Source organism: Pseudomonas sp. NPDC087598 (assembly GCF_044743525.1).
Lineage (GTDB): Bacteria > Pseudomonadota > Gammaproteobacteria > Pseudomonadales > Pseudomonadaceae > Aquipseudomonas.
Window position 1 is genome coordinate 20,797 of the sequence record NZ_JBIUWQ010000051.1, and the last position, 26,190, is coordinate 46,986.

At 58.7% G+C, this 26,190-nt stretch carries 22 protein-coding genes; 5 read left to right on the plus strand and 17 right to left on the minus strand.

What is annotated here, in order from left to right; all coding sequences use genetic code 11:
- The first annotated feature begins 897 nt into the window (after nt 1-897).
- Nucleotides 898-2,286, plus strand: a complete 1,389-nt coding sequence (locus tag ACIOWE_RS23075) for a Fic family protein (RefSeq protein ID WP_401396297.1) — start codon at nt 898-900, stop codon at nt 2,284-2,286.
- Here the strand turns inward: ACIOWE_RS23075 and ACIOWE_RS23080 are convergent.
- The 4 genes from ACIOWE_RS23080 to plsB all read right to left on the minus strand — a co-directional run bounded on the left by ACIOWE_RS23080 (nt 2,283) and on the right by plsB (nt 6,730).
- Nucleotides 2,283-2,972, minus strand: a complete 690-nt coding sequence (locus ACIOWE_RS23080) for a DUF4197 domain-containing protein (protein WP_401396244.1) — start codon at nt 2,970-2,972, stop codon at nt 2,283-2,285. The two genes, ACIOWE_RS23075 and ACIOWE_RS23080, sit on opposite strands and share 4 nt — an antisense overlap.
- Before the next feature lie 27 nt (nt 2,973-2,999).
- Nucleotides 3,000-3,398 (minus strand): YbaY family lipoprotein, encoded by a 399-nt coding sequence (locus ACIOWE_RS23085; RefSeq protein ID WP_201235032.1) that lies wholly within the window; start codon nt 3,396-3,398, stop codon nt 3,000-3,002.
- 49 nt (nt 3,399-3,447) lie between these two features.
- Nucleotides 3,448-4,134, minus strand: a complete 687-nt coding sequence (locus tag ACIOWE_RS23090) for a hypothetical protein (protein WP_401396247.1) — start codon at nt 4,132-4,134, stop codon at nt 3,448-3,450.
- Nucleotides 4,135-4,231: 97 nt separating this feature from the next.
- A complete protein-coding gene (plsB, locus tag ACIOWE_RS23095) occupies nt 4,232-6,730 on the minus strand; it encodes a glycerol-3-phosphate 1-O-acyltransferase PlsB (RefSeq protein ID WP_401396250.1) in 2,499 nt (832 codons plus the stop codon).
- Nucleotides 6,731-6,969: 239 nt separating this feature from the next.
- Between plsB and ACIOWE_RS23100 the strand changes: the two genes are divergently transcribed.
- Nucleotides 6,970-7,179: a cold-shock protein gene (locus ACIOWE_RS23100; RefSeq protein WP_007908870.1), complete on the plus strand. Its 210-nt coding sequence runs from the start codon at nt 6,970-6,972 to the stop codon at nt 7,177-7,179.
- A gap of 139 nt (nt 7,180-7,318) precedes the next feature.
- On the opposite strand, the gene ACIOWE_RS23105 is transcribed toward ACIOWE_RS23100, so the two are convergent.
- The 4 genes from ACIOWE_RS23105 to ACIOWE_RS23120 all read right to left on the minus strand — a co-directional run bounded on the left by ACIOWE_RS23105 (nt 7,319) and on the right by ACIOWE_RS23120 (nt 12,562).
- Nucleotides 7,319-7,696: a hypothetical protein gene (locus ACIOWE_RS23105; RefSeq protein WP_401396253.1), complete on the minus strand. Its 378-nt coding sequence runs from the start codon at nt 7,694-7,696 to the stop codon at nt 7,319-7,321.
- Nucleotides 7,697-7,771: 75 nt separating this feature from the next.
- Entirely contained in the window at nt 7,772-8,581 is an 810-nt protein-coding gene (locus ACIOWE_RS23110) for a putative RNA methyltransferase (protein ID WP_401396256.1), read from the minus strand.
- A complete protein-coding gene (gene dapE / locus ACIOWE_RS23115; protein ID WP_401396259.1) occupies nt 8,581-9,732 on the minus strand; it encodes a succinyl-diaminopimelate desuccinylase in 1,152 nt (383 codons plus the stop codon). The genes ACIOWE_RS23110 and dapE overlap by 1 nt, the downstream gene beginning before the upstream one ends.
- Before the next feature lie 238 nt (nt 9,733-9,970).
- Complete coding sequence (locus tag ACIOWE_RS23120; protein ID WP_401396262.1) at nt 9,971-12,562, minus strand: glycosyltransferase; 2,592 nt, start codon at nt 12,560-12,562, stop codon at nt 9,971-9,973.
- Between the two features lie 214 nt (nt 12,563-12,776).
- Here ACIOWE_RS23120 and tcdA point away from each other — a divergent pair, with 214 nt between their 5' ends.
- Nucleotides 12,777-13,595: a tRNA cyclic N6-threonylcarbamoyladenosine(37) synthase TcdA gene (gene tcdA / locus ACIOWE_RS23125; RefSeq protein ID WP_401396265.1), complete on the plus strand. Its 819-nt coding sequence runs from the start codon at nt 12,777-12,779 to the stop codon at nt 13,593-13,595.
- Between the two features lie 141 nt (nt 13,596-13,736).
- Here the strand turns inward: tcdA and ACIOWE_RS23130 are convergent, their stop codons facing one another.
- From ACIOWE_RS23130 to ACIOWE_RS23145, 4 genes are all read right to left on the minus strand, one after another.
- Complete coding sequence (locus ACIOWE_RS23130) at nt 13,737-14,141, minus strand: SufE family protein (RefSeq protein ID WP_401396268.1); 405 nt, start codon at nt 14,139-14,141, stop codon at nt 13,737-13,739.
- Nucleotides 14,138-15,343, minus strand: a complete 1,206-nt coding sequence (locus ACIOWE_RS23135; RefSeq protein WP_401396271.1) for an aminotransferase class V-fold PLP-dependent enzyme — start codon at nt 15,341-15,343, stop codon at nt 14,138-14,140. The genes ACIOWE_RS23130 and ACIOWE_RS23135 overlap by 4 nt, the downstream gene beginning before the upstream one ends.
- Nucleotides 15,344-15,470: 127 nt before the next feature.
- Entirely contained in the window at nt 15,471-16,505 is a 1,035-nt protein-coding gene (dapD, locus tag ACIOWE_RS23140; RefSeq protein WP_401396274.1) for a 2,3,4,5-tetrahydropyridine-2,6-dicarboxylate N-succinyltransferase, read from the minus strand.
- 31 nt (nt 16,506-16,536) lie between these two features.
- Complete coding sequence (locus ACIOWE_RS23145) at nt 16,537-16,899, minus strand: ArsC family reductase (protein ID WP_003222107.1); 363 nt, start codon at nt 16,897-16,899, stop codon at nt 16,537-16,539.
- Between the two features lie 294 nt (nt 16,900-17,193).
- Between ACIOWE_RS23145 and ACIOWE_RS23150 the strand changes: the two genes are divergently transcribed.
- A complete protein-coding gene (locus tag ACIOWE_RS23150; protein ID WP_401396277.1) occupies nt 17,194-18,825 on the plus strand; it encodes a Na+/H+ antiporter in 1,632 nt (543 codons plus the stop codon).
- Here the strand turns inward: ACIOWE_RS23150 and ACIOWE_RS23155 are convergent.
- From ACIOWE_RS23155 to map, 5 genes are all read right to left on the minus strand, one after another.
- The gene (locus ACIOWE_RS23155; RefSeq protein ID WP_401396280.1) at nt 18,818-19,771 is read right to left on the minus strand and encodes a M12 family metallopeptidase; all 954 of its coding nucleotides are present in this window, start codon (nt 19,769-19,771) and stop codon (nt 18,818-18,820) included. The two genes, ACIOWE_RS23150 and ACIOWE_RS23155, sit on opposite strands and share 8 nt — an antisense overlap.
- 61 nt (nt 19,772-19,832) lie before the next feature.
- Nucleotides 19,833-20,543: a M12 family metallopeptidase gene (locus tag ACIOWE_RS23160; RefSeq protein ID WP_401396282.1), complete on the minus strand. Its 711-nt coding sequence runs from the start codon at nt 20,541-20,543 to the stop codon at nt 19,833-19,835.
- A gap of 249 nt (nt 20,544-20,792) precedes the next feature.
- Nucleotides 20,793-21,995, minus strand: coding sequence for a succinyldiaminopimelate transaminase (gene dapC / locus ACIOWE_RS23165; RefSeq protein ID WP_401396285.1), 1,203 nt, complete (start codon nt 21,993-21,995; stop codon nt 20,793-20,795).
- 210 nt (nt 21,996-22,205) lie between these two features.
- On the minus strand, nt 22,206-24,908 hold the full coding sequence (locus tag ACIOWE_RS23170; protein WP_401396288.1) for a [protein-PII] uridylyltransferase: 2,703 nt from the start codon (nt 24,906-24,908) through the stop codon (nt 22,206-22,208).
- A 41-nt stretch (nt 24,909-24,949) separates the two neighbouring features.
- On the minus strand, nt 24,950-25,732 hold the full coding sequence (gene map, locus ACIOWE_RS23175) for a type I methionyl aminopeptidase (RefSeq protein ID WP_401396291.1): 783 nt from the start codon (nt 25,730-25,732) through the stop codon (nt 24,950-24,952).
- A gap of 373 nt (nt 25,733-26,105) precedes the next feature.
- Here map and ACIOWE_RS23180 point away from each other — a divergent pair.
- A partial coding sequence (locus ACIOWE_RS23180; protein WP_340658626.1) for a 30S ribosomal protein S2 occupies nt 26,106-26,190 on the plus strand: 85 nt, incomplete at its 3' end.

The following is a 26,190-nucleotide window of genomic DNA, read 5'->3' on the forward strand; positions in this document are numbered from 1 at the left end:
GGAGTGCCGGCCCAGCCCAAAGGAACCAAAGGTCTGTGCCCTGACGTCCGGCCCGCTCGCTGGGGCTCGGGGTTCCTTCCCTCCGGGTTCATCCGGGGGCATCGCCTACGGTTTGCTGCGCTGCACCTCCTCTCGATGCTTTCCCCGTATGAATCCCTCCACTCAGCCTCCCGACGGGCCTTCAGATCAAGATCAAGAGCTGCAGCCGAGCTAACGCTCATCCTGTTGAGTGGCCAGGAGCGACACGGGTGAGGTGTGGTGTTTTGCTTTTGTTTTCCTGTGGGAGCGAGCCTGCTCGCGAAGGCGGCCTGACAGCCGACCTGGTTTTTGTAGATGTACGCACTCCAACTGTAGGAGTGAGCCTGCTCGCGATGACGCCCTGACAGCCACCCAATCTCTATCTGTATGCACCCAATCCAAATTGTGGGAGCTGGCTTGCCAGCGAAGGCGGCCTGACAGCCGACCTGGTTTTTGTAGATGTACTTACTCCAACTGTAGGAGTGAGCCTGCTCGCGATGACGCCCTGACAGCCACCCAATCTCTATCGGTATGCACCCAATCCAAATTGTGGGAGCTGGCTTGCCAGCGATGGCGGCCTGCCAACCGACTTGGTTTTTGTAGATGTACGCACTCCAACTGTAGGAGTGAGCCTGCTCGCGATGACGGCCTGACAGCCACCCAATCTCTGTCTGTATGCACCCAATCCAAATTGTGGGAGCTGGCTTGCCAGCGATGGCGGCCTGCCAGCCGACTTATTTCTATCTGGATGCCCATGGCCCGCTCTGCCTCTGCCTCTGCCACTTCCTACATCTTTTTCAGAAACCTCCGATATTGAGCCTCGGTGCCTTGGATGCTGTACTCCAGCCTCTGCTTTCCAGCGTTCCTGAGTTTGTCTTCATGAAAAAGCCACCAGCATTGAAAGGCAGAACTGATCCTGTGTTCGATTTGTTGATGCGTGCGCCTCACAAGCAGCGTTTGGTGGATTATCTCGCACTGCTCAAGCCGTTCGATGATCAAGGACGTTATCTGCCCTTCGAAGCGTTGCGCTATCGCTGGGCTGCGGGGCTGGATGTCAATTTGTGTTGGGCTCTGGTCAAGAAGGCGCGGGTTGCGCAATACGTCAATTTGCTGCGGTTGGGAGAACCGGCGCAGTGGGGCAAGTATTTGCTGACGCCGTTGGCGCAGAGAACCCTGTCTATCGTGGATCGGCAGACGACCAGTGCTGCGTTGGACTACATGACCAGTCAGATCGGCGAGCGGGCGCATTTCAGTTATTTATTGAATGATCTGATCGAGGACGAAGCGATCGCCAGCAGTCAGCTGGAAGGTGCTGCGACGACCACGCGTGTGGCCAAGGATATGCTCAAGCGCCAGCGCCAGCCGCGTACGCCGGACGAGCGTATGGTCATGGGCAACTATCGGATGATGAATTTCGCCTGGGAAAAACGCTACGAACCGTTGAGTGTCGAGTTGATCAGCGCGATGCATCGGATTGGCGTCGAGGGGATTGATGACGAGCGGTATTCTCCCGGTGTGTTCAGGGCGAATGATGAAGTGGTTGTTCAGGACGGTGCGGGCAACACGGTGCATCGGCCGCCACCGGCCGCCGGGCTGGTTTTGCGGCTGGAGCGGCTTTCGCAGTGGATCAATCTCGCCCATGAATTACCCCACCACAAAAACTATCTGCATCCGCTGATCAAGGCGATCACGTTGCACTTTGCCTTGGGCTACGAGCATCCGTTTCGCGACGGTAACGGTCGGGTCGCGAGGGCGTTGTTTTATTGGTTCATGTTCAAGAACGAGTTCGCGGCGTTTCGCTACATTGCGATCAGTCTGTTGTTGCGCAATGCACCGGTGAAGTATGGACGTTCCTATCTGCATACCGAGGCGGATGAGTTGGATCTGACCTACTTCATCGAGTTTCAGTGTTCGGTGATTGTGCGGGCGGTGGGCTGTTTTGATGAAGCCAGGCGCAAGAGCGTGGCGCTCAACGAGGACTTTGAGCGATGGCTGACGGGGTCGGGATTCTTCGATCGACTGACAGAGCGGCAACGGTCGTTGTATCAGGCTGCCAAAAACGGAATGGCGAAGGAGTTTACGGCAGGCAATGTGGCGGAACACCTTGGCTGCACTTACGGATCAGCGATGTCGACGCTCAACGGGCTGGTCGAGTTGCAGGTTTTCGAAAAGAGAAAAATGGGCCCTGAGTGGGTGTTCTTCTTGCACATTGCAAATGAGTTGAAAAACGGGAGCGAGAAACTTCGCTCCCGTTCGGTGCCGGCTTAAAGAGTGCCGAACACTTTCTTCGCCAGACTGGTTGCCGCAGCGGCCGGGTTCTGGCGGATTGTTTCTTCCTGTTTGCCGATCATTTCGAACAAGCCATTCAGCGCTTGTTCGGTCACGTAGTTTTCGACGTTGGCGCTCTTCGCGTCCACCACACCGAAGGTCGCGGCCTGGCCGGCAAACGAGTTGTACTTCTGCGCTACGCCGACCTTGTCTGTGGCTTGTTTGACGATCGGCAGGAACTTGGCGCGGATCTGTTCGCGGCTGGATTTGTCGAGGTATTGCGTGGCCGAATCCTTGCCGCCGCTGAGGATGCCTTTGGCGTCGGCAACGCTCATTTTCTTCACTGCGTCGACAAGGATCGGCTGGGCCTGGGTCACGGCGGTTTCCGCAGCCTTGTTCATCGCGGTTTCCAGTTCTTCGACCTGGGCGCCCATGCCGAAGGCTTTCATTTTGCTGGCGGCTTTACCGAGTTTGCCCGGCAGTTCGATCTTCACCTCAGGGTTATTGCTGAAACCGCCCGGGGTGCCCAGTTGTTTGACGGCCAGTTGCGCGCCTTGGGTCAGGGCGTCCTTGAGACCGCCGGTGGCGTCTTGTTGCGACAAGTCGTTGAGCGACAGCGCCAGCACGTTGGCGGAGATCATGAGGCCCGCGCAGAGGCCGGCGAAGCGAAGGGTAGGGCGGAGCATGGCGGCTTCCTTGTTGCAGAAAATGAATTAACGAACGGCGTCGACGCGGATTTTCAACGGCTGTGGATCGTTGCCGTCGAGTTGTACGGCGTGGTTTTCGGTGGTGATGAACATCAATTCACCGTTGACTTCAATGCGCGCGCTGACCGAATAACGGTGTCCGGGTTTGACCTGGGCCGGATCGTAGCTCAAGTGAAAGGGCAGCGGAACCTGACCCTTGACCGGGCCTTTCTGCTCATCCAGCACCACGGCCGGGGCATCGGCCAGTGACACATCCTGTAGGCTCACGCTCAGGGTCGCGCTCGGAGGCAGGGCGATGCGTTGCAGGTAGAACACTTCGCCGTCGAGGCCAACTTTGCCGGCGGGGGTGGTCGATTGGCAGGCGCTCAACAGCGTGGCGGTGGCAAGAAGAATCAATTTTTTCATCCGGACCTCTAAGACAGATGCGCCGGAAAAATCCCGGCGCCGATGAAATCTAGCGGATTTTGGCGCCAGCGTCAGTGAACAAACGTAAGGGTTTTTCCAGCCATAGTGCGACTGACTGGAAAAGACGTGCACTGAGATTTCGCGAAACGGGTGAGAGTTCTACAGCTCCCGGGGACACTTGAACTTGCTGGTGATAACGGTTTTCGACGCCCGTCAGTGCATAACGCTTACCGGGTATAACGCTGTCGGGATCATATTTGAGATAAAAAGAAGTTGCTGTCCGTTCATCGTGCTTGATGCGCACAAGTTCAACTTTCGGAGCGGTAGCCTCATGCAAGCTGATCGTGATGGCTTCCTCGGCCGGTGATGTTTCCGGCAATTTAACTTCGACGTAGAGCATCCCGAGCGGACTCAGGTTCACAGTCTTGCTGTAGGGAGCCTGATTGACTACGACGAAATAGTCCAGCTCGACCAGCAAGGGCTGTTGGTTGTGAAACATCTGAATATGAACCTGGTATTTCACACCCACGCCTTCGTAGTTATGTGGGAAGTGAAACTTCCAGGTATTGCCAAAAAATGCAGGATGGCGCCAGTCCTTGACCGTTACCGGCGATTTGGCATTGACAACTTTGACGCTGACGACGGTTTCGTTTTCGCCAGTAAGCGGCACTTGAAACTCAGTAGGCAGATTGAAGTGTAAAGTTACTATGCCGGGTTGTTCATTTAACAGGCTCATTTCGATATCCCTATCGTGAGTTATTGATAGAGCCTATTAATTCATAGATAAAGCAAAGGGGGAATAGAAGCACTCCCCCGTTAGTTGTCTACAAGTTTCAAGCTTGAGGTGTAACTGCTGTTTCCGCAGCATCTTCACTGCGATGCAGTGCAACCTGGCGGATCGACAAACGAATCTCCGCCGGCAATACGCGCTTGGCCGCGCCTTCGGCGAGTTCGCCGAGCAGTTCGTGATAGCTCAGTTTGCCGGCCTCATCGCGACGCAGCACGTCGAGGTCGAGCATGGTCTGGATGAAGTGGCGGAACAGGCTCTTGTCGAAGAACTCCGGGGCGTTGAGGCCGTGCAGGATCGACAGGCGCTGGGCCATGACCGTGCAGAGGTCTTCCAGTTCTTCGGCGCTGACGCTGTGCTGGCCGGCATTGAGCAACAGCGAGACAGTCATGTAGAAGCGTTGCAGGGTCTGAGCGATGCTCTTCGACAATAGGGTCAGCAGCACGAAATGCCGCGAGCTCGGTGCCGGACGCAGGTACACGTCTTTCTCGAAACGCAGCAAGCCTTGCTCGACGAACGCTTCCAGCCATTGATCGACCACCGCGTCGAGTTCGTCCAGGCTCCAGCGGATGAACAGCTCCGACTGCAAGTACGGATACAGCGCGTGGGTGTAGCGCAGGATCTGTTCGCGGCTCATGCGCGAGGCGCTCTGGAAGAAGCTCGCCAGCAGCGCCGGCAGGGCGAAGATGTGCAGCACGTTGTTGCGGTAGTAGGTCATCAGGACGGCATTTTGCTCGTCCAGATAGAGAATCTTGCCCAGCGCATCGTTTTGTTCGGACAGCAGATCCATGTCCTTCACATGCTCGATCAGCGCGCGACCATCACCCTCCGGCAATGTGGTGTGCGGCGAATACGGGACCTTGCGCAGCAGCGCCAGGTACAGATCCAGCACCCGCGCCATTGCCCGATCATCCAGTGCCAGACGGCTGGTCGACAGCAGCGCCAGCGCCACCAGGTTGACCGGGTTGATCGCCGCCGCTTCATTGAGGTGCTGGGCGACTTTTTCGCCGAGACGGTTGGTGGTCTCGTTAAGCCACGCCGGTTTGTACTGCGGGCCGAGTTCTTGCTGGCGCCAGTCCGGTTGTTCGGCGTCGAGGAATTCCGCCAGTTTAATCGGCTCTCCGAAGTTCACCGCGACCTGACCGAAGCGCTGCTTGAGTGCGCCGATGACTTTGAAAATGTCGAAGATCGACTCTTTCTTCTTGCTCGCGCCGCGCAGTTCGCCAAGGTAGGTGCGACCTTCCAGCACGCGCTCGTAGCCGATGTAAACCGGCACAAACACGATCGGCATACGCGACGAACGCAGGAAACTACGCATGGTGATGGCGAGCATGCCGGTTTTCGGCTGCAGCATGCGCCCGGTGCGCGAGCGCCCGCCCTCGACGAAGTATTCGACCGGGAAGCCTTTGGTGAACAGGGTGTGCAGGTATTCGTTGAACACCGAGGTGTACAGCGGATTGCCTTTGAAGGTGCGGCGCATGAAGAACGCGCCGCCACGACGCAGCAGACTGCCGATCACCGGCATGTTCAGGTTGATCCCGGCGGCAATGTGCGGCGGGGTCAGGCCGTTGCGGAACAGCAAGTACGACAGCAGCAGGTAGTCGATGTGGCTGCGGTGGCACGGCACGTAGATCACTTCGTGACCCTGGGCGACCTTTTGCACGCCTTCGATGTGGTTGACCTTGATGCCGTCGTAAATCTTGTTCCAGAACCAGCTCAGCACCACTTCAAGGAAGCGGATCGCGGTGTAGGTGTAGTCCGAGGCGATCTCGTTGCCGTAGCGCAGGGCCTGGGCCTTGGCTTTCTCCGGCGAGATGTTCTCGCGCTCGGCTTCGTCGAGGATTGCTTGCTTGACCAGCGGCTGGTTGAGCAGGCCTTTGACCAGGTTGCGGCGGTGGGAAATGTCCGGGCCGATGACCGCGGCTTTCAGATTGCGGAAGTGCACACGCAGGATGCGCTGGGCCATGCGCACGGTGCGCTCGTGGCCCTTATTGTGTTCGATCAGTTCGCGCAGGTGGATCGGCGCGGAGAATTGCACACGGGTTTTACGCCCGAGGACGATGATGCTCAGCAGTCGACGCAGGCGTCCGGTGACGGCCCAACTGTCGGCGAACAACAGTTTCCATGGGCTGTTTTCGCTGTCTGGCGACTGCCCCCAGAACACGCTGACCGGAATGATCTGTGCGTCTTCGGCAGCATTCTGCGTGAGCGCGCTGACCAGTCGTGTCAGGGTCGGCGGCGCGCCGCGTTTGTCCTGACGACCGAGCCAGTCCGGGTCCGGGGTCAGATAGAAGAACGCGGCGGGCTCGATCAGCGAACCCACTGACACCGGCAGCACCGGACGCGGCAGGCCGGCCTTGGTGCACTCGGTATCGACCACCGCCAGATCGGTCAGCGATGGGTTTTGCAGGACGTAGAACACCGGACGACTGCGGTCGAGGTTGAGGGTGAACGACGACTGGTTGATCGTCTCGGAGCGAACCCAGAGATACAACAGTCGGCGCAAGGTGCCAAACACAAGACGGCGGAACGGGGAGCGGGTCATACGGCTTCTGCATGAGTGGATAAAACCGAGCAAGTGCTCGGGCGGTCGACAGTTTGCCGGATTACTCGAAAATCGGCAAAAAAGCGGCGAAGTAATCTCCTGTTGAGAGTTTTGTCGCCTGTCATATACTCGGCGGTCTGTCGCCGGGACCCTTTAATGGACGTCGGGCGCAGGCTGACGTTCCTCAAGAGGCTTTCCTGCGAAAAGCCCGCTCAATAATAAAAAAGGAGTATGAACAGATGGCAACACGTGAAACCGGCAACGTGAAGTGGTTCAACGACGCCAAGGGCTACGGCTTTATTCAGCGCGAGGACGGGGTGGACGTGTTCGTGCACTACCGCGCGATTCGTGGCGAAGGGCATCGGTCGCTGACCGAGGGTCAACAGGTCGAGTACGCAGTGATTACTGGTGAGAAGGGTTTGCAGGCCGAGGATGTTGTAGGCCTGTAATACAACTCTTCAGAACGCCAAAAACCACTGTGGGAGCGAGCCTGCTCGCGAATGCGTAGTGTCAGTCGATATGAATGGTGACTGATACACCGCATTCGCGAGCAGGCTCGCTCCCACATGGGATCTGCGTTGCCTGTTGTTACGCGGTTTTCCAGGTGATCTCTTCTTCACCGTCGGCGCTGATACGAATCCAGCGATCCGCCGTCTCTTCACCTTCCTCTTCGACCCACGTTCCTGGCGCACAACGCACTTCCACGTTCAACGCAGCAAAGGCTGCGCGGGCGCAGGCGATGTCGTCGTCCCAAGGCGTCTGGCCGCTTTCCAGGTACAGGCTGTTCCATTTGCCCACGGCTTTCGGCAGCCAGGTCACCGGCACATTGCCGGCCTTGCACTTGTAGGTCTGGCCTTTCTGTACCCAGTCGCTGCACGGGCCCAGCGCTTCGCCCAGCCAGGCCGAGATGGCCTTGTGGTCGACGTCGGCGTCTTTCAGGTAAATCTCGATGTCCGGTTGGCGCATGGATGTCCTCACTGCGGGTCTGAAAAATCCATTCGCGGATTTAGCCGGCCCCGGGCGTTTGCCCGGAACCAAAAGTTATTGAAGAACGAAGTAATCGTAGCGCATCGACACGGTGGTCTCGAACGGCTCGGCCTGCTCGATTACCGCCGCACGACGCTCGGCACTGGCGCGCCAGCCGTGGGGTGTCATCGCCAACAGGTTGGCGCGGTCTTCGGGCTTGTCCAGCGTCAGTTTGAATTCCAGGGTTTCACTGTGCGCCAGCGCCATGCCTTCCGGCACCAGGGCCAGATGCTTGTCGTCGGTGTATTCGCGCACTTCGTCGTACAGGCGCTCGCGCAACTCCATCAGATGGCCGCTGGTCGGGCCGACTTTCATCAGACCGCCGCCGACGCTGAGCAGACGCTTGGCTTCTGCCCAGTCCAGAGGACTGAAAACGCTGGCGAGAAACTGGCAACTGCCCGACGCCAGCGGCACGCGGGCCATGCTGGCGATCAACCAGGTCAGCGCGGGATTGCGTTTGCAGGCGCGTTTGACAGCCTCGCGAGAAATGTCCAGCGCGTAGCCATCGGCATCCGGCAGGGCCGCAGCGATTTGCGCGGTGTAGTAACCCTCGCCACAACCGATATCGACCCAACGATCCGGCTCATAACTGGCCGCCAGTTCTGCCAGACGCTTGGCCACCGGGGCGTAATGCCCGGCGTTGAGGAAGTCTCGGCGGGCTTCGACCATCGCCTGGTTGTCGCCAGGGTCGCGGCTGTTCTTGTGCTGCACCGGCAGCAGGTTCAGGTAACCCTGCCGTGCGCGGTCGAAGCGATGCCCGGCGGGGCAGACCACGCCGTTGTCCAGCGCATTCAGCGGCTCACTGCAGATCGGACACGCCAGCATCAGGCGAGCAACTTGATCAGAGTCTGGTAGTAGATCTCGGTCAGCACGTCGAGATCGGCCGCCAGTACGCGCTCGTTGACCTGGTGAATGGTCGCGTTGACCGGGCCCAGTTCAACCACTTGCGTGCCCATGGTCGCGATGAAGCGGCCATCGGAGGTACCGCCGCTGGTGGATGCCTTGGTCTCGCGGCCGGTGATGTCCTTGATGCTCGCCGACACCGCGTCGAGCAGCGCGCCCGGTTCGGTGAGGAACGGCAGGCCGGACAGCGCCCAGTCGATGTGCCAGTCCAGATCGTGCTTGTCGAGGATGTCGGCAACACGCTTCTGCAGGCCTTCGACGGTCGACTCGGTGGAGAAGCGGAAGTTGAACACCGCCACCAGATCGCCGGGGATCACGTTGGTCGCGCCGGTGCCGGAATTGACGTTGGAAATCTGGAAACTGGTCGGCGGGAAGAAATCGTTGCCGTGATCCCAATGTTCGGCGGCCAGTTCAGCCAGCGCCGGAGCAGCGAGGTGAATCGGGTTCTTCGCCAGGTGCGGGTAGGCGACGTGACCCTGAATGCCTTTGACGGTGAGTTTGGCGCCCAGCGAGCCACGGCGACCGTTTTTTACTACGTCGCCGACCAGCGTGGTGCTCGACGGTTCGCCGACGATGCACCAGTCCAGACGTTCGTTGCGCGCAGCCAGACGTTCAACCACAGCCTTGGTGCCGTGATGCGCCGGGCCTTCTTCGTCGCTGGTGATCAGGAACGCGACTTTACCCTTGTGGCTCGGGTAGTCGGCGACAAAACGTTCAGCGGCGACGGTCATCGACGCGAGGCTGCCTTTCATGTCCGCCGCACCACGGCCGCAGAGCATGCCGTGTTCATCGATCAGCGCGTTGAACGGGTCGATCTGCCAGGCCGTTACCGGACCGGTCGGCACCACGTCGGTGTGACCGGCGAAGCACAGCACCGGGCCGTCGTTGTTGCCGTGGGTGGCCCAGAAGTTATCCACATCTTCGATGCGCATCGGCTCGAGGGTAAAACCGGCATCGCCCAGGCGCTGCATCATCTGCTTCTGGCAATCGGCGTCGACCGGCGTCACGGACGGACGGCGGATCAGGTCGATGGCGAGTTGGAGGGTCGGCGAAAGGTCGGCGTGGGCCGTCATGGAAAACTCCGAAGATCATGAATGTGGGCGCGGACTAACTGTAGGAGTGAGCCTGCTCGCGAATGCGATATGTCAGGCAACATAAAGGTTGAATGTTACAAAGCCTTCGCGAGCAGGCTCGCTCCCACAGGGATAGGGGCGGTCAGTCAGACCGGTATCACGCCAAGCCCCGCAAAATGGCGGTTATCTTAAAGCAAAACGGCGACCATTGGCCGCCGTTTAGTGCATCAAGGAGGATTTAGACGACCGGCGCCGGTTCAGGCGCGGGTGCAGGTTTCGGCAGCGACGACAGGAACGCCATGATCAGCGCTGCCAGATACGGCAGCGACTGCACCAGCAGCATGACTACCCAGAAACGCATGTCGTTGCTCGGAATGCCTTGCACCAGGAAGATCCCCAGCGCCGCGCCCCACAACAGCAGCATGATGAACAGTTCTTCCCGCGCTTCGGAAATCGCTACCCAGAAGCCGTGGTTATCGGCGTTTTTCGGGGTGCGGAAGAACGGAATGCTGCTGGTGAAGAAGCCGTACAGCACCGCTTTGGCGATGGTGTGCGACAACGCCAGGCCTGCCAGTGCCGCGCAGAACGCATCTTTCAGGTTCACGCCGACGGCGCGGCGGTAGAGGAAGATGATCTTGCCGACCTTGAACACGAACAGCGCCAGTGGCGGGATCGCGAAAATCAGCAGCGGCGGATCGACCCGCTGCGGCACGATGATCATCGCCGCCGACCACAACAGCGCGCCGACGGTAAAGAAGATGTTCATGCCGTCCGCGACCCATGGCAGCCAGCCCGCGAGGAAGTGGTAACGCTGGCCACGGGTCAGCTCGGTGTCCTTGCCGCGCAGCAGGCTGCGGGTGTGACGCTTGATGATCTGAATCGCACCATAGGCCCAGCGGAAACGCTGCTTCTTGAAGTCGATGAACGTGTCCGGCATCAGACCCTTGCCGTAACTGTCGTGGTAATACGCCGCCGACAGGCCTTTCTCGAACACGCGCAGACCGAGTTCGGCGTCTTCACAGATGCACCAGTCCGCCCAACCGAGTTCTTCCAGGACCGAACGGCGAGTCATGGTCATGGTGCCGTGCTGGATGATCGCGTCGCGGTCGTTGCGAGTGACCATGCCGATATGGAAGAAGCCTTTGTATTCGGCGTAGCAGAGCTTCTTGAAGGTGCTTTCGTTCTGGTCGCGATAGTCCTGCGGCGACTGCACCACGGCAATTTTCGGATCGGCGAAGTGCGGCACCATGTGTTTGAGCCAGTTCGGGTGCACGCAGTAATCGGAGTCGATCACCGCAATCACTTCGGCGTCCTTGGCGGTGTGCGGAATCAGATAGTTCAGCGCACCGCCCTTGAAGCCGGCCAAGGGCGAAACGTGGAAAAACTTGAAGCGTGGGCCGAGAGTTGCGCAGTAGTCGCGCACCGGTTCCCACACCGCCGGGTCCTTGGTGTTGTTGTCGATGATCAGGACTTCGTAGTCCGGGTAATCGAGCGCGGCCAAGGCGTCGAGGGTCTGTTTCACCATGTCCGGCGGCTCGTTGTAGCAAGGCACGTGGATCGACACTTTCGGGCGATAGCTGGAGTCGCCCTCGACCGGCAGGAACTCGCGCCGACGCTTGTGAATCCACACCGCTTCGGCCAGTTCATGCGCCTCGGTCAGCAACACGATAAACACCCCGAGTGCACCGAGCGCCAAGAGGAAACCGACCGTCAAACTGAACCACGTGCTGTATTGCAGGCTGTAGTCGTAACCGATCCACACCAGCACCGAACCGCAGAGGAATGCGATAAAGGTCAGGAAGACTCGGCCACGCTGGCGCAGCGCCGAGCCGTCGATCATCAGCAACGTCAGCGACAATAGCGCCAGCACCACCGAGCCGACCGCCAGCACGCGCCATTGCGGAATCGCCACCACCGGGCCTTCGAAGTTGAATTTCTGCTGACGCGCGGCGTTGAACACGCCCCAATAGGCGCCGACAGAACCTTCATCACTGGCCTTCCACGGCTGGTCAAACGCTTCGATCACGAAGTAGTTGAAGCCCTGGCGGTTGAGTTTGTTGACCAGGTTGCGCAGGTAGATCGCCTGATCCGCTGGCGATGCATCGGCGCCACCGCGCATGCGGCCGTTGCTCGGCCAGCCCACTTCGGAGAGCAGCAGCGGTTTTTTCGGGAACAGCTTTTTCAGATCGCGAGCGCGGTCGAAAACAAACTGGCCGGCCTTGTCGACCGGGATGAATTCCCAGTACGGCAGAACGTGGGCGGCGATCAGGTCAACGTGCTTGGCCAGTTCCGGGTGTTCTTCCCAGACGTGCCACTGCTCGGAGGTCGTCACCGGCACTTTGACCGCTGCGCGCACGCGATCGAGCAGCACGCTGAGTTGCTCGGCGGTGATTTCCTTGCGGAAGATCGCTTCGTTGCCGACCACGACGCGAACCACGCTGCGCGAGGTGTTGGCCAGTTCGATGGCGCGCTGGATTTCCCGCTCGTTGCGTTCCTGGTCGGGGCTGATCCAGATCCCGAGGGTCACGCGCAGGCCGAATTCTTCCGCCAGTTTCGGGATGTCTTGCAGAGAACCGTCGACTGAGTAGATGCGGATGTTGTCCGTCAGCTTGCTCATGATCTCCAGATCACGGCGCATCTCGTCGTCAGACGGATACTGATCCTTCTGTGGGAATTGTCCCTGCTGAAATGGCGAATAGGAGAAACCGGAGATCTGCTCCGGCCAGTTGGGCGCGGAGACCGGGCGATTGATCAGCGCCCAGAAACCGGTGAACAGGGCGGCGATTGCCAGAACCACCACCAGGTTGAGACCAAATTTACGCGATGACATAGCTATTTCGGGTTCCAAAGGCTGTGGAACGAAGGATCGGTCGGCTATACGCCCGAGGGGCGCGCATCCTACACCGGCAATTCGCCAGTCGTACATCTGATAGGGAAATGCCCGACATTGGGCAGCCGACTTTGACTTAAGTTCTTACACTTGTAGCTTGATGCTTAAAACTTGTCGCTGCGTAGCCCTATAATGCGCGCCGGTTTTTGGGGTAATGGTCATGAGTACAGAAGATCCGCGGTTTGCAGGCATCGCCCGTTTGTATGGCATCGAAGGCCTGGAGCGCTTGCGCGCCGCCCATGTAGCGATTGTCGGCGTCGGTGGCGTCGGTTCCTGGGCAGCGGAAGCCATGGCTCGTTGCGGCGTCGGCGAAATTTCGCTGTTCGATCTGGACGACGTTTGCGTGAGCAACGCCAACCGCCAGTTGCATGCACTGGACAGCACCGTCGGCAAACCCAAGGTCGAAGTGATGGCCGAGCGTTTGCGCGGGATCAATCCGGATTGCACCGTGCACGTCGTGGCGGATTTCGTGACCCGCGAGACCATGGCCGAGTACATCACGCCGAACATCGACTGCGTGATCGACTGCATCGATGCGGTCAACGCCAAGGCGGCGCTGATCGCCTGGTGCAAGCGCCGCAAGATCCAGATCATCACTACGGGTGGCGCGGGCGGGCAAATCGATCCGACGCTGATTCAGGTCTGCGATTTGAACCGTACATTCAACGATCCGCTGGCCTCGAAAGTGCGTTCAACCTTGCGCCGTGACTACGGCTTCTCGCGCACCGTGACTCGCCACTACAGCGTGCCGTGCGTGTTTTCCACCGAGCAACTGCGTTATCCGAAACCGGATGGCAGCATCTGTTTGCAGAAAAGTTTTGTCGGCGATGGCGTGAAGCTGGACTGCGCGGGCGGGTTTGGTGCGGTGATGATGGTCACGGCGACGTTCGGCATGGTTGCGGCGACCAAGGCTGTGGACAAGATTGTGGCGGGTGTCCGGCGCCCGGCTGACCGAGTCAAATCGACAAGCTAGCAAATTTTGTGGCGAGGGGATTTATCCCCGATGGGGTGCGGAGCGCCCCCAGATCAGCTCCTCAGAGTGTCAGGCATAACGCATGTGAGGGTTTTGGTGCCGCTTCGCAGCCCATCGGGGATAAATCCCCTCGCCACAGGATTAACCCGCCAACTCATTCATCCGCTGGAGCACGGCATTCAGGCCATTGCTGCGCGACGGCGACAACTGGCGCGAAAGGCCGAGTTGATTGAACCAGTCAGGCAGGTCAACGAGTTGCAACTCAGCGGCAGACAAGCCATTGACCCGCAACAGCAACAATGCCACCAACCCACGAATCATCCGCGCATCGCTGCTGGCGCTGAATTGCCAACACCCGTCACGCAATTCCCCCACCAGCCACACCTGACTTTCACAGCCATGCACCCGGTTGGTTTCGCACTTGTCCGCGTCATTCAACGGTGGCAGGCGATCGCCAAACTGCATCAGCAGCCGCGCCCGCTGTTCCCAGCCAGCGGCATTCTGAAAGGTCAGCAGCGCTTCGGCTGCTTCCACCGGCAGACTCATCGCAACAACTCCAGCGCCTGATCCAGCGCTTCAAAAAAGCGTTCCAGGTCTTCGGAATCGTTGTACAACGCCAGCGATACGCGAATCGCCCCGGCCAGTTCGAAGCTTTTCAACAGCGGCATGGCGCAGTGATGCCCGGCGCGCACGGCAATGCCTTGTTCGGTCAGCAGGTGCGCGAGATCGGCGTTGTGCACTCCCTCGACAACAAAACTCGCCAGTGCCAGTTGTGGCTTGCCCAGCAGGCGAATGCCATTGCGGGCAGCGAGGCCGCGTAGCAGGTAGTCATGCAGCGCGGCTTCATGCGCGGACACCGCGTCCTGATCCAGTCCGGCGAGATAATCAAGGGTCGCGCCGAGACCGATCACACTGGCAATCGGCGGTGTGCCTGCTTCGAAACCCAGCGGGGCAGGGCGAAAGCGTGAGTCGTGGTAGTTGGCTTCAAGCACCATCTCACCACCAAACTGCCATGGCTTCAGCTGTTCAAGCGCGGCATTGCGGCCGAACAACGCACCGAGGCCATCGGGGCCGTAAAGTTTGTGGCTGGAAAACACATAAAAATCGCAACCCAGCGCCTGCACGTCATGCCGACCGTGCACCACACCCTGGGCACCGTCGACCACGGTCAGGGCGTTCTGCGCCTTGGCCATGCCGAGCAGCGCCGGCAGTGGTTGCCAGGCACCGAGCACGTTGGATAGCTGACTGACCGCCAACAAACGGGTGCGCGGGCCGATCAGATGGACAGCGGCGGCGAGGTCGATCATGCCGTCGTCGTCCAGCGGCAGGATCACCAGTTTCAGTTGGCGACGTTGCGCCAGTTGCTGCCACGGCAGCAGGTTGGCGTGATGCTCCAGGGCGCTGATGACAATTTCATCGCCCGGATGGAAAAGATGTTCCAGGCCATAAGCCAGGAGATTCAGCGCACTGGTGGCGCCGTGGGTGAAGATGATTTGCCCGCTGTCACCGGCATTCAGCCACTGGGCAACCTTCAGCCGACTGTCCTCGAATGCTTGCGTCGCGTGAGCGCCGGGCAAATGTTGCGCACGATGCACGTTGGCCGCGCCGTTGGCGTAGTAATGCGCCAGCGCGTCGAGCAGGGCCTGGGGTTTCTGCGTGGTGGCGGCATTGTCCAGGTAAGTCTGGTCCTGCCGTTGCAGGGCGGCGATAGCCGGGAAATCGGCGCGCCAGGGGGAGGGAATCATCATCTGTTCAGCCCTGTGAACTTGGGCGGGGTGTACACAAGACACTGTGGGAGCGAGCCTGCTCGCGAAGGCGTCCATATGGACGCAAAAGCTTCGCGAGCAGGCTCGCTCCCACAAGTGCCTGCGGCACTTAGTTGTGAGCGTGCAGCGCTTCGTTCAGTTCGATCGCCGATTTGTGGGTTTTGCATTCCACGGCACCGGTTTCCGAATTGCGACGGAACAGCAGGTCGGTCTGGCCAGCCAGATCACGCGCTTTCACGACTTTGACCAGGTTGTTGTTTTCGTCCAGCAGCGCCACCTTGGTGCCGGCGGTCACGTACAGGCCCGACTCGACGGTGTTGCGGTCGCCCAGCGGGATACCGATACCGGCGTTGGCGCCGATCAGGCAGCCTTCGCCGACCTTGATCACGATGTTGCCGCCGCCCGACAGGGAGCCCATGGTCGAGCAGCCGCCGCCCAGGTCCGAACCCTTGCCGACGAAGACGCCAGCCGATACGCGGCCTTCGATCATGCCCGGGCCTTCGGTGCCGGCGTTGAAGTTGATGAAACCTTCGTGCATCACGGTGGTGCCTTCGCCCACGTAGGCGCCCAGACGCAGACGCGCAGCATCAGCGATACGCACACCAGCAGGGACAACGTAGTCAGTCATTTTCGGGAACTTGTCCACCGAGAACACTTCCAGCAACTCGCCACGCAGACGTGCTTCGAGTTGCAGTTCGGCCAGTTCGCTCAGGTCGATCGCGCCTTGGCTGGTCCACGCCACGTTCGGCAGCAGCGGGAAGATCCCGGCCAGACTCACGCCATGCGGTTTGACCAGACGATGGGACAGCAGGTGCAGCTTCAGGTACGCCTCAGGCGTGGAGGTCAGCAGTGCGTCTTCGGCCAGAACAGTGGCGACCAGCGGCTTGTGGCTCTCGGCCAGACGGGTCAGCAGTTTGCCTTGAACGGCGTCGATGCCTTTGACCGCTTCAGCCAGTTGCGCAGCCTGTGCGGTGGTGAAGGTGATGGCCTGGTTGCCTTCGGTGTAACCGAGGATCGGCGCAACGGCAGCGACCAGTTCTTCCGAAGGATTGAGCAGTGGTTGCGCGTAGAACACTTCGAGCCAGGCACCTTGGCGGTTTTGCGTGCCGACACCGAAGGCAATGCTGAACAGGGAGTTGGACATGTGAATACCTCTACAAAGAGTGACGGGCTGCTTACTTCAGAGCGGCCGCGTAGATATCTGGCTTGAAGCCAATCAGGGTTCGGTCACCGAGATCGAGCACCGGGCGCTTGATCATCGAGGGTTGAGCGAGCATCAGTTCGATGGCTTTCGACTGGTCGAGATCGGCTTTACGTTCGTCGTCGAGTTTGCGAAAGGTCGTGCCTGCGCGGTTCAACACCGTTTGCCAGCCGTGCTCGTCACACCATTGGGTCAAGTGTTCACGGTCGATACCGGCGGTTTTGTAATCGTGAAAGTCGTAGCTGACAGCGTGTTCATCGAGCCAGGTGCGCGCCTTCTTCATGGTGTCGCAGGCTTTGATGCCGAAAAGGTGCAACGTTTTACTTGAAACGGTCAAGGAATCGCCCCCTTTACAGGTGCTGGAGAAAAATGGTGCCGGATTATGCCATGACCAAACGGTTTCGCGGCGCCTGAGGTCGATTTCCCACCGCAAAACCCTGTAGGAGTGAGCCTGCTCGCGATGGCGATTAACCTGCCACTGACATTGTTGAATGTTAAACCGTTATCGCGAGCAGGCTCACTCCTACAAGGGGATTTGCGACAAGGCTGCGACATAGGTGCAACGGTCAGGCACAGCCTAAGCGGCTAATATGGCAGTTCAACGCTGTCGATCGTCTGAGATTTCCGCTTTATGCAAACTGCCTACACCGTCCTGATCCTGCTGATGCTGGTCAGCGTCTCCCGTCTGGTCGGACGCGTCATCCCGCTGCCGCTGCCTTTGGTCCAGATCGCCGCCGGTGCCTTGCTGGCCTGGCCGACGCTCGGTCTGCATGTCGCCCTCGATCCCGAACTGTTCCTGTTTCTGTTCCTGCCGCCGCTGCTGTTTTCCGACGGTTGGCGCATGCCCAAACGCGAACTCTGGCATTTGCGCGGGCCGATTCTGACGCTGGCGGTCGGTCTGGTGCTGTTCACGGTGGTGGGGGCCGGGTACTTCATTCACTGGTTGCTGCCGACGATTCCACTGCCGGTGGCTTTCGCATTGGCCGCTGTGCTGTCGCCAACCGACGCCGTGGCCGTTTCGGCAATTTCGCAAAACCGCTTGCCCACGCCGTTGATGCATATGTTGCAGGGCGAAGCGTTGATGAACGACGCGTCCGGTCTGGTGACATTCAAGTTCGCCTTGGCTGCCGCCGTGACAGGTGTTTTCTCGCTGACCAACGCCAGCCTGACCTTTGTGGTCGTGGCACTTGGAGGCTTGGCGGTCGGTGTTGGACTGAGCTGGCTGGTCGGGCGTTTGCGGGCATGGATGATCGCCCGAGGCTGGGATGACCCGGCGACTCACGTGGTGTTCATGCTGTTGTTGCCGTTTGCCGCCTATGTGCTGGCCGAGCGTCTCGGTGTATCGGGCATCTTGTCGGCGGTAGCCGCGGGGATGATGCAGAGCTGGCTCGATCTGTTGCCGCGCCAGACCAGCACACGACTGCTCAACCGTAGCGTTTGGTCGCTGCTGGAATTTGCGTTCAACGGTTTGATTTTTCTGCTGCTGGGTCTGCAATTGCCGGATATCATCAAAGCAGTGGTCAGCCACGAGCCCACGCTGTGGCCGACGTTGCTGTATCGCTGCCTCGATGTGCTGGCGATTTTCCTCGCGTTGGTGCTGCTGCGATTTATCTGGGTGCAAAGCATTTGGCGTTTGTCAGTGCTGTTGCGCCGGTTGCGCGGCAAGGGCGATCTGACGCAAGTCCCGACTGCCCGTTCCTGCTGGCTGCTGACCGTTGGCGGTGTACGTGGCGCGGTAACGTTGGCGGGTGTGATGTCGGTGCCGATGTTGATGGGCGCGCAGGCGTTCCCCGAGCGGGATCTGCTGATTTTCATCGCTGCCGGAGTGATCCTGCTGTCGCTGATTTGCGCGTGCATCGCGTTGCCGCTGTTGTTGCGCGGTATTGAGAAGAGTCCGGATGACAAGCGGCGCCAGGAAGTCCGCGACGCCTGGCGCAAGACCGCCGAAGCGGCGATCCATGCGCTGGAAACCGAAGAGGTGGCTCCGCAGGATGCGGCACAAGCGGCGCTGTCAGCAGAATTGAAGGCGCGAATCATGTCCGAGTACCGCCATCAACTCGACGTGTTCAACGATTCCGCCGAAGCCCAGGCGTTGGCGTTCCAGATGGATCTGCTGGAGCGCCGTTTACGCTTGAAGGCGCTGCGAGCGCAACGCCTGGAGTTGTACAGCCTCAGCCGTCATCACCAGATCGGTGATGACGTGCTCAGAGAAGTGTTGGCCGACCTTGACTTGAGTGAAGCAAATCTGGGACAGGTCAAGTAGGCAGTTCCCAGTAGTTGAGGGCGGGATAGGCCTTTCTGGCAAAGCGCTTGTCCCCTTCGCTGAGGGTCATGTTGTCGCCGATATCCCATTTCTTGTAGGTGAGAAACTCGGGGGTCGGGTAATGCATGATGGAGTGCTTGTCATAAGTGCCGAAGAGCGCCGATTGCTTGGGGTCCAGGTTGAACAAGTTGTGATCAACCTGAGCCTTGTTCCAGCCATGGTTCTTTTTGAAGAAATCGTAAGCGGTGGGCTTGTCCCACGGGATGTTGGCGTCGGGATGCAGATGCGCATGATGAAACCCCAGCGCATGGCCGAATTCATGCAGCAGTGTTTGCTCGAAAAAAGGGTCGTCAGTGGCTTTTCCTATCACCAGGGTGGGCTCGTCGGGGTCTTCATGCAGGGCCCATGTGCCAATGGCCGAGTAACTGTCGTTGCCTTCCACTGCAATGCGGATCTGACCGTCGCCGTCATCTACCAGTTCGAGCGCGAGGCTGATGTAGGGCTCCCATTGTCGAATGCAGAATTCGATCCTTACGCGAAGATCGGCTGGCGTGCCTTCCTTGAAAGAGAAGGTCACCGTGCTGGCGTTTTCCCACAGACTGTCTGAGTAAGCGACTGAGCGCCTGAGGCGCGTTCCCGGTGTGAGGTCTTGTCGGTTGTGTTCCTGGCGAGTGCCGGGCTCCAGCATTCTTACAAAATGACAGGTGTGCATGGTCAATATCCTTATTGATGACGAAAGTCGCGCCTTGATCCGTAAGGCGTCGCGTTTTGGAAAGGTGAAGGTAATAGGCTTTGTGCTTTCTGGCTGGTCGAAGTTGTAACTTGATACGGATAACAACCCCCCGCCCTGCGTGTCGCAGCGGGCGGGGAGTAAACTATTGCAAATGTTTTCCTTGGTGTCGGGAAAGACATATTTCAAATTGATGTCGGGCGCTTTCTTAAACACCAGGGCGCTATTGATGATTCTATAAACACCGTGGTCGGAAGTGCGTTTGCCGGCGTGAAGTCTATTTTGGTGGGTAGACTGTTTTGATGAACTCTATGTCTTTATTTGAAAGGAGCATGCCACCCAAGATATCTTTTTTATTCCAGACCATGAAGCCTGGGAAGTCGTAATGCATAATCGATTCTCGGTCGTAAGGTGCGGCGTATTGTTGGCTTCTGTCCATTTTCTTCAATACTTGTTCGTAAGTGAGCTCTTTCGCCCAACCATGTTGTTCTTTGAGGTATTTGTAGACGTTAGGCAAATTCCAGTCAATGGTGGCATCCGGGTGCTGATGTTCGTGTGCCAAACCAAGTGCGTGACCAAATTCATGCAAAATGGTTCTCTCCAGGTCCTCAAGTAAATCGTCTGGCTCTACCTCGAAATGCATGGTGGGTTGGTCTTTGGGTGTATTTAATGCGCCTGTTCCCACATTGCACCAATTTCCCCGATTATGGAGGGGGCTGTCCGATATTCGGATGTGCGCTTTTTTTACATCGTCAATGAACTCTATCTTCAGGTTGATGTACGGGGTCCAGGCTTTGATCGTTGATTTCAGAAGGTAGATGAAATCTTGATCTTCTACAAAAAAACCTACTTTTAAAGTTGAATGTTGCGGCCAGAAATACGTGTCGTACGCAATACTGCGCTTTTCGCGGTGACTCCCGGTATTATTCGAATCTTTGGAATGATCCTCAGTTGGTATGAGGGTTGCGCAACTAAATAGTTTGGCCATTTTTATCTTCCGTTATGTTTGTTTGTTGTTTGTCAGGTACTTCTCGCATGGCGATAACTTGCGAGTTATTAAAATAGGTGCTGAACGGAAGATAATGGTTTTCGAAAGTTTGTGGTGGTTGTTTGTGTTGCAGTTTGCAACTTTGAATAAGGTTAAGTTTGAGAGGTTTCAGGAGTAATAAGCTAAAGAGTGAGCGCGGTTCGTGTTTATGTATTTCCGCACGGCATTGCACCGTGCGGGATATCAGTTTTACGAGCGATGTCGGATAATGAAGTTTCGAATGCGTAGCGCCGCTTCAACACATTCCGCCAGTGGTGCAACCAACGCCATCCGCACTCGACCCGCACCCGGATTGACGCCATCGACGTCACGCGACAAGTAGGAGCCCGGCACAACAGTCACATGTTCTTCGGCAAACAGATCCCGACAGAACGCGGCATCATCGCCTTGCACATTCGGCCACAAGTAGAAACTGCCATCCGGCCGTTTTACGTCCATCACCGGGCCGAGAATCTCCAGAACTGCGTCGAACTTCTCGCGATACAACGCACGGTTGGCGCGTACATGCACTTCGTCATTCCATGCGGCGACGCTGGCCAGTTGCGTTTGTACCGGCATCGCACAACCGTGGTAGGTGCGATACAGCAGGAAGCCCTTGAGGATGTCGGCGTCGCCAGCGACGAAGCCGGAGCGCAGGCCGGGCAGGTTGGAGCGCTTGGACAAGCTGTGGAACACCACGCAGCGTTTGAAGTCCTTGCGGCCCAGTTCAATGCAGGCTGTGAGCAGGCCTGGCGGCGGGGTCTGTTCGTCGAAGTACAGTTCGCTGTAGCACTCGTCGGCGGCGATCACGAAGTCGTATTCGTCGGCCAGGGCGATGAGCTTTTTCAGGGTCTCGACCGGGATCAGCGCGCCGGTCGGGTTGCCCGGCGAGCACAGGAACAGGATCTGGCAGCGCTTCCAGATTTCTGGCGAAACCGCATCAAAGTCAGGGTTGAAGCCGTTTTCATCAAGGCACGGCAGGTAATGCGGCTTGGCCCCGGCGAGGAACGCGGCACCTTCGTAGATCTGATAGAACGGGTTTGGGCTGACTACCAGTGCGTCGTCGCCACGGTTGACCACGGTTTGAGTGAACGCGAACAACGCTTCACGCGTGCCGTTGACCGGCAGCACGTTGCGCGCTGGGTCGATCCAGCCGGTTGGCACGCCAAAACGGCGTTCGCACCAGCCAGCGATGGCTTCGCGCAAGGCTGGAATACCGAGGGTGGTCGGGTACACGGCCATCTGATCCAGGCTGTTTGCCAGCGCCTCGGCGACGAAGCTTGGCGAACGGTGTTTCGGCTCACCGATCGACAGCGCGATCGGGCGCTTGTCCGGGTTTGGCGTTACGGTGCCGAGCAGGGCGCGGAGCTTCTCGAACGGGTAGGGCTGGAGCTGGTTCAGAGCGTTGTTCATTTGGGCCTCGTTCAATGTGGGAGCGGACTTGCTCCAACTTTCAGGCTGGATGACAAACCTGTGGGAGCGAGCCTGCTCGCGATGAGGGCGGCAGATTCAACACTCATTCGTGCAGAAGTACCGCAATCGCGAGCAGGCTCGCTCCCACATGGTTTTCATTGCCAGGCTTGCAGTGGAGCTTGCCGGTTCCGACAGGGGAAATTTATTGATTCAAATACTGATTCGCGAAAGCTTGATATCCGGTTCCTGATTGACGCTCAGCTGTTCAACGATCGCATCCTGCAAGCGGCTGCACAGCAAGGGGTCGGACAGCGGTTGGTTGTGGGCATCGGTAATAAAGAACACGTCCTCTACCCGTTCGCCCAAGGTCGCAATCTTGGCGTTCTGCAGCGACAGGTCGAACTCGAGGAAGATCCCGCCGATCCGCGCCAGCAATCCCGGACGATCCGGTGCGGTGAGTTCCAGCACCGTCACCGGTCGCTGAGCGTCGTTATGAATCGTCACCTGTGGTGCGAAAGCAAAATGCTTCAGCTGGCGCGGTACCCGGCGCTGAATGATCGTCGGGTAGTCGTCCGGATTGCGCAGGGCTTCGGTCAGGCCCTCGCGGATCTGCTTGATCCGTGCCGGGTTGTCGCCGATGGATTCGCCATCGTTGTCGAGCACGATATAGGTGTCGAGGGTGAACTGGCTGCTCGAAGTAATGACCCGGGCGTCGTGAATGTTCAGGTTGAGCTGATCCATCGCGGCCACGGTTACGGCGAAGAAGTCGTGTTGATCCGGCGCGTAAATGAAGATCTGCGTGCCGCCCTCGAACTCGCGCTGGGTGGTTTCTTTGATCAGCACCAGCGGGCCGCCATCGGCCGGCTGCTGGAGGATCGCGTCACTGTGCCAGGCCACGTCACCGGCGGTATGGCGCAGGAAATAGTCATCGCCCAGTTGCGCCCACAATTGCTCGACATCGTCCGGATCGGTGCCGCCGCGCACCAGGATGTCCAGCGCAGCGCTCTGGGTCTGGCGAATCTGCTCTTCGCGATCCACCGGGTTTTCCAGACCGCGGCGCAGGGCGCGCTTGGTTTCGGTGTAGAGCTGGCGCAACAGGCTGGCGCGCCACGAGTTCCACAGGGTCGGGTTGGTGGCGTTGATGTCGGCCACGGTCAGCACATACAGGTAGTCGAGGCGGGTTTCGTCGCCGACGGCCTGCGCGAAGTCATGAATCACTTGCGGATCGGACAAGTCCTTGCGCTGCGCGGTGGTTGACATCACCAAGTGGTTTTGCACCAGCCAGACGATAAGGCGACTGTCCCACACCGGTAACTGGTGGCGCTGGCAGAACGCTTCGGCATCGACTGCGCCGATTTCCGAGTGATCGCCATGCCGGCCTTTGCCGATGTCGTGATACAGGCCCGCCATGTAGATAAGTTCGGGCTTTGGCAGTTTGGCCATGAGCTTGGCGGCCAGCGGAAATTTTTCCGAAACCTGAGTGTACTGAAGCTTACGCAGGTGCTTGATCAGGTTCAGCGTGTGCGCATCGACCGTATAGATGTGGAACAGGTCGTGCTGCATCTGCCCGACGATGAAACCGAATTCCGGCAGATATCGCCCGAGAATGCCGTAACGGTTCATCCGGCGCAGGTTGCGGTGGATGCCGATCTTGCACTTGAACAGCTCGATAAACAGGCTGGTATTGCGGATGTCGTTGCGGAAATTGTCGTCGATCAAATGACGGTTTTCCCGCAGCAGGCGAATGGTGTCGGCGCGCACCCCTTTGATTTCCGGCTGCTGAGCCATCAACACAAAGATCTCGAGCATGGCAAACGGCGTGCGACGGAACACGTTATCGTTGCGCGCCTCGATATAGCCGTCGTGCAACTGGAAGCGGGAGTTGATCGGCTGTGGCGGTGCTTCATCTTCCGGCGCGAGGATGACTTCCTCGAAGTGCTGGATGATCAGGTCACTGAGCTGGGCGATGCTCATCACCACCCGGAAATACTGTTGCATGAAGTTCTCGACGGCCTGTTTGGCGTCATCCCCTTCAAAACCCAGCAGTCCGGCAATGGTGCGCTGATGATCGAACAACAAGCGGTCTTCCGAGCGTCCCGCCAGCATGTGCAAGGCATATCGCACTTTCCAGAGAAACTCCTGGGAAGAGGCGAGCAGGGCGTTTTCGCTTTCGACCAAAAAGCCTTCGCCGGCGAGGGCGCGCAGATTGAGGGTGCCGTACTGACGACGGGCAACCCACAGAATCGTCTGAATATCCCGCAGTCCGCCGGGCGAGCCTTTGACGTTGGGTTCCAGGTTGTATTCGGTATCGTTGTATTTGTGGTGACGCGCCTTCTGTTCGGCACGCTTGGCCAGGAAGAACTCCTTGGCCGGCCACATGTGTGCGGTGCTGGTGACGTCGAGCATGCGCTGGCGCAGGCGCTCGGGGCCGCAAATGGTGCGGCTTTCCATCAGGTTGGTGACCACCGTCAGGTCCGCGCGGGCCTCCTGGGCACATTCATCGACCGAGCGAACGCTCTGACCGACTTCCAGGCCGATGTCCCACAGCAAGGTGAGAAAACGCTCGATGGAATCGCGGAAAACTTCGTGATCGGCGCTGTCCAGCAGGATCAGCAGATCGATGTCGGAATAGGGGTGCAATTCACCCCGACCATAACCACCGACCGCGACCAGTGCGATGTCGGCGTCTTCACTCCAGTTGAACTGCTCCCAGGCCTTTTGGAGGATGTTGTCGACGAACCAGGCGCGGTCCTCGATCAGCCGACGGATATCACGGCCGTTGCGAAAACGTGCGTCGAGCACTTCGCGGGCCTGGCGGATCGCCTTCTTGAACGCGGCGATAGGGCTCGCTTTCAGGGCCAGTTCAGCCTGGAACTGGCCACGGTCGAAGAGTTCGGGATCCACCTGCGGCATCGATTGGCTTTCCTTCTATAAGGCTGGGAGCGTTCTTGGGGTCAGGCCGAAATGCGCGGAATGGTGTCGTCGGCGCGCAGGGTGAAGATCTCGTAGCCGGTGTCGGTGACCAGCAGGGTGTGTTCCCACTGCGCCGAAAGCTTGCGGTCCTTGGTGATCGCGGTCCAGCCGTCGCCCAAAACTTTGGTGTCGGCCTTGCCCTGGTTGATCATCGGCTCGATGGTGAAGGTCATGCCGGCCTTCAGTTCCATACCGGTGCCGGCGCGGCCGTAGTGCAGGATCTGCGGCTCTTCGTGGAACACCTTGCCGATGCCGTGGCCGCAGAACTCGCGAACCACCGAGAAGCCGTTCTTTTCGGCGTGCTTCTGGATGACTTCACCGATGTCACCCAGGCGGCAGCCGGGTTTGACGATTTCGATGGCCTTGTACATGCATTCCTGGGTGATCTGCGACAGACGCTCGGCCCAGACTGGCACGGTGCCGACGTGGAACATGCGGCTGGTATCGCCGTGGTAACCGTCCTTGATCACGGTGACGTCGATGTTCAACGTGTCGCCATTTTTCAGTGGCTTGTCATTCGGGATGCCGTGGCAGACCACATGGTTGATCGAGGTGCAGATCGACTTCGGGTAGCCTTTGTAGTTGAGCGGGGCAGGGATGGCTTGCTGCACGTCGACGATGTAGTCGTGGCAGATCTGGTTCAGCTCATCGGTGGTAACGCCCGGTTTGACGTGTTCGGCAATCATTTCCAGCACATCGGCGGCCAGTTTGCCGGCGACACGCATGCCAGCGATGTCCTCGGGGGTTTTGAGGTTGACGGTCATACAGGCTCTCTCTGCGCTCGGCGGCGCTTGCTGATACGAATAGGGTGGCAGGTGTTCGTTTTGCGACCCTGAAAAACGCGATTCTACCAGACGGAAGGAGCAAATCCGCGCCTGCGTGCATCGCTTCTCTCTATACAATGGTGCGCTCGGGGCCGATTCCAAGGGGGGTGAGCCCTTGTCCTTGGTGCGATTGCAGATTTCGGGTTCCGTTTCTGCCTTCCCTGTGATATAAAATGCGCCGCTTTCCGGGGATACCCCGAAAGGCTTAAATCCACACACGTGTCGACACGATGACCTGGGTGCTTTTGGCTTTATGCCACTGGTTGGTCATTGGGATACGTGGAGGCCAAACCCGACTTATTAAGGAACTATCATGTCCCAAGTCAACATGCGCGATATGCTGAAGGCCGGTGTGCACTTCGGTCACCAAACCCGTTACTGGAATCCGAAAATGGGTG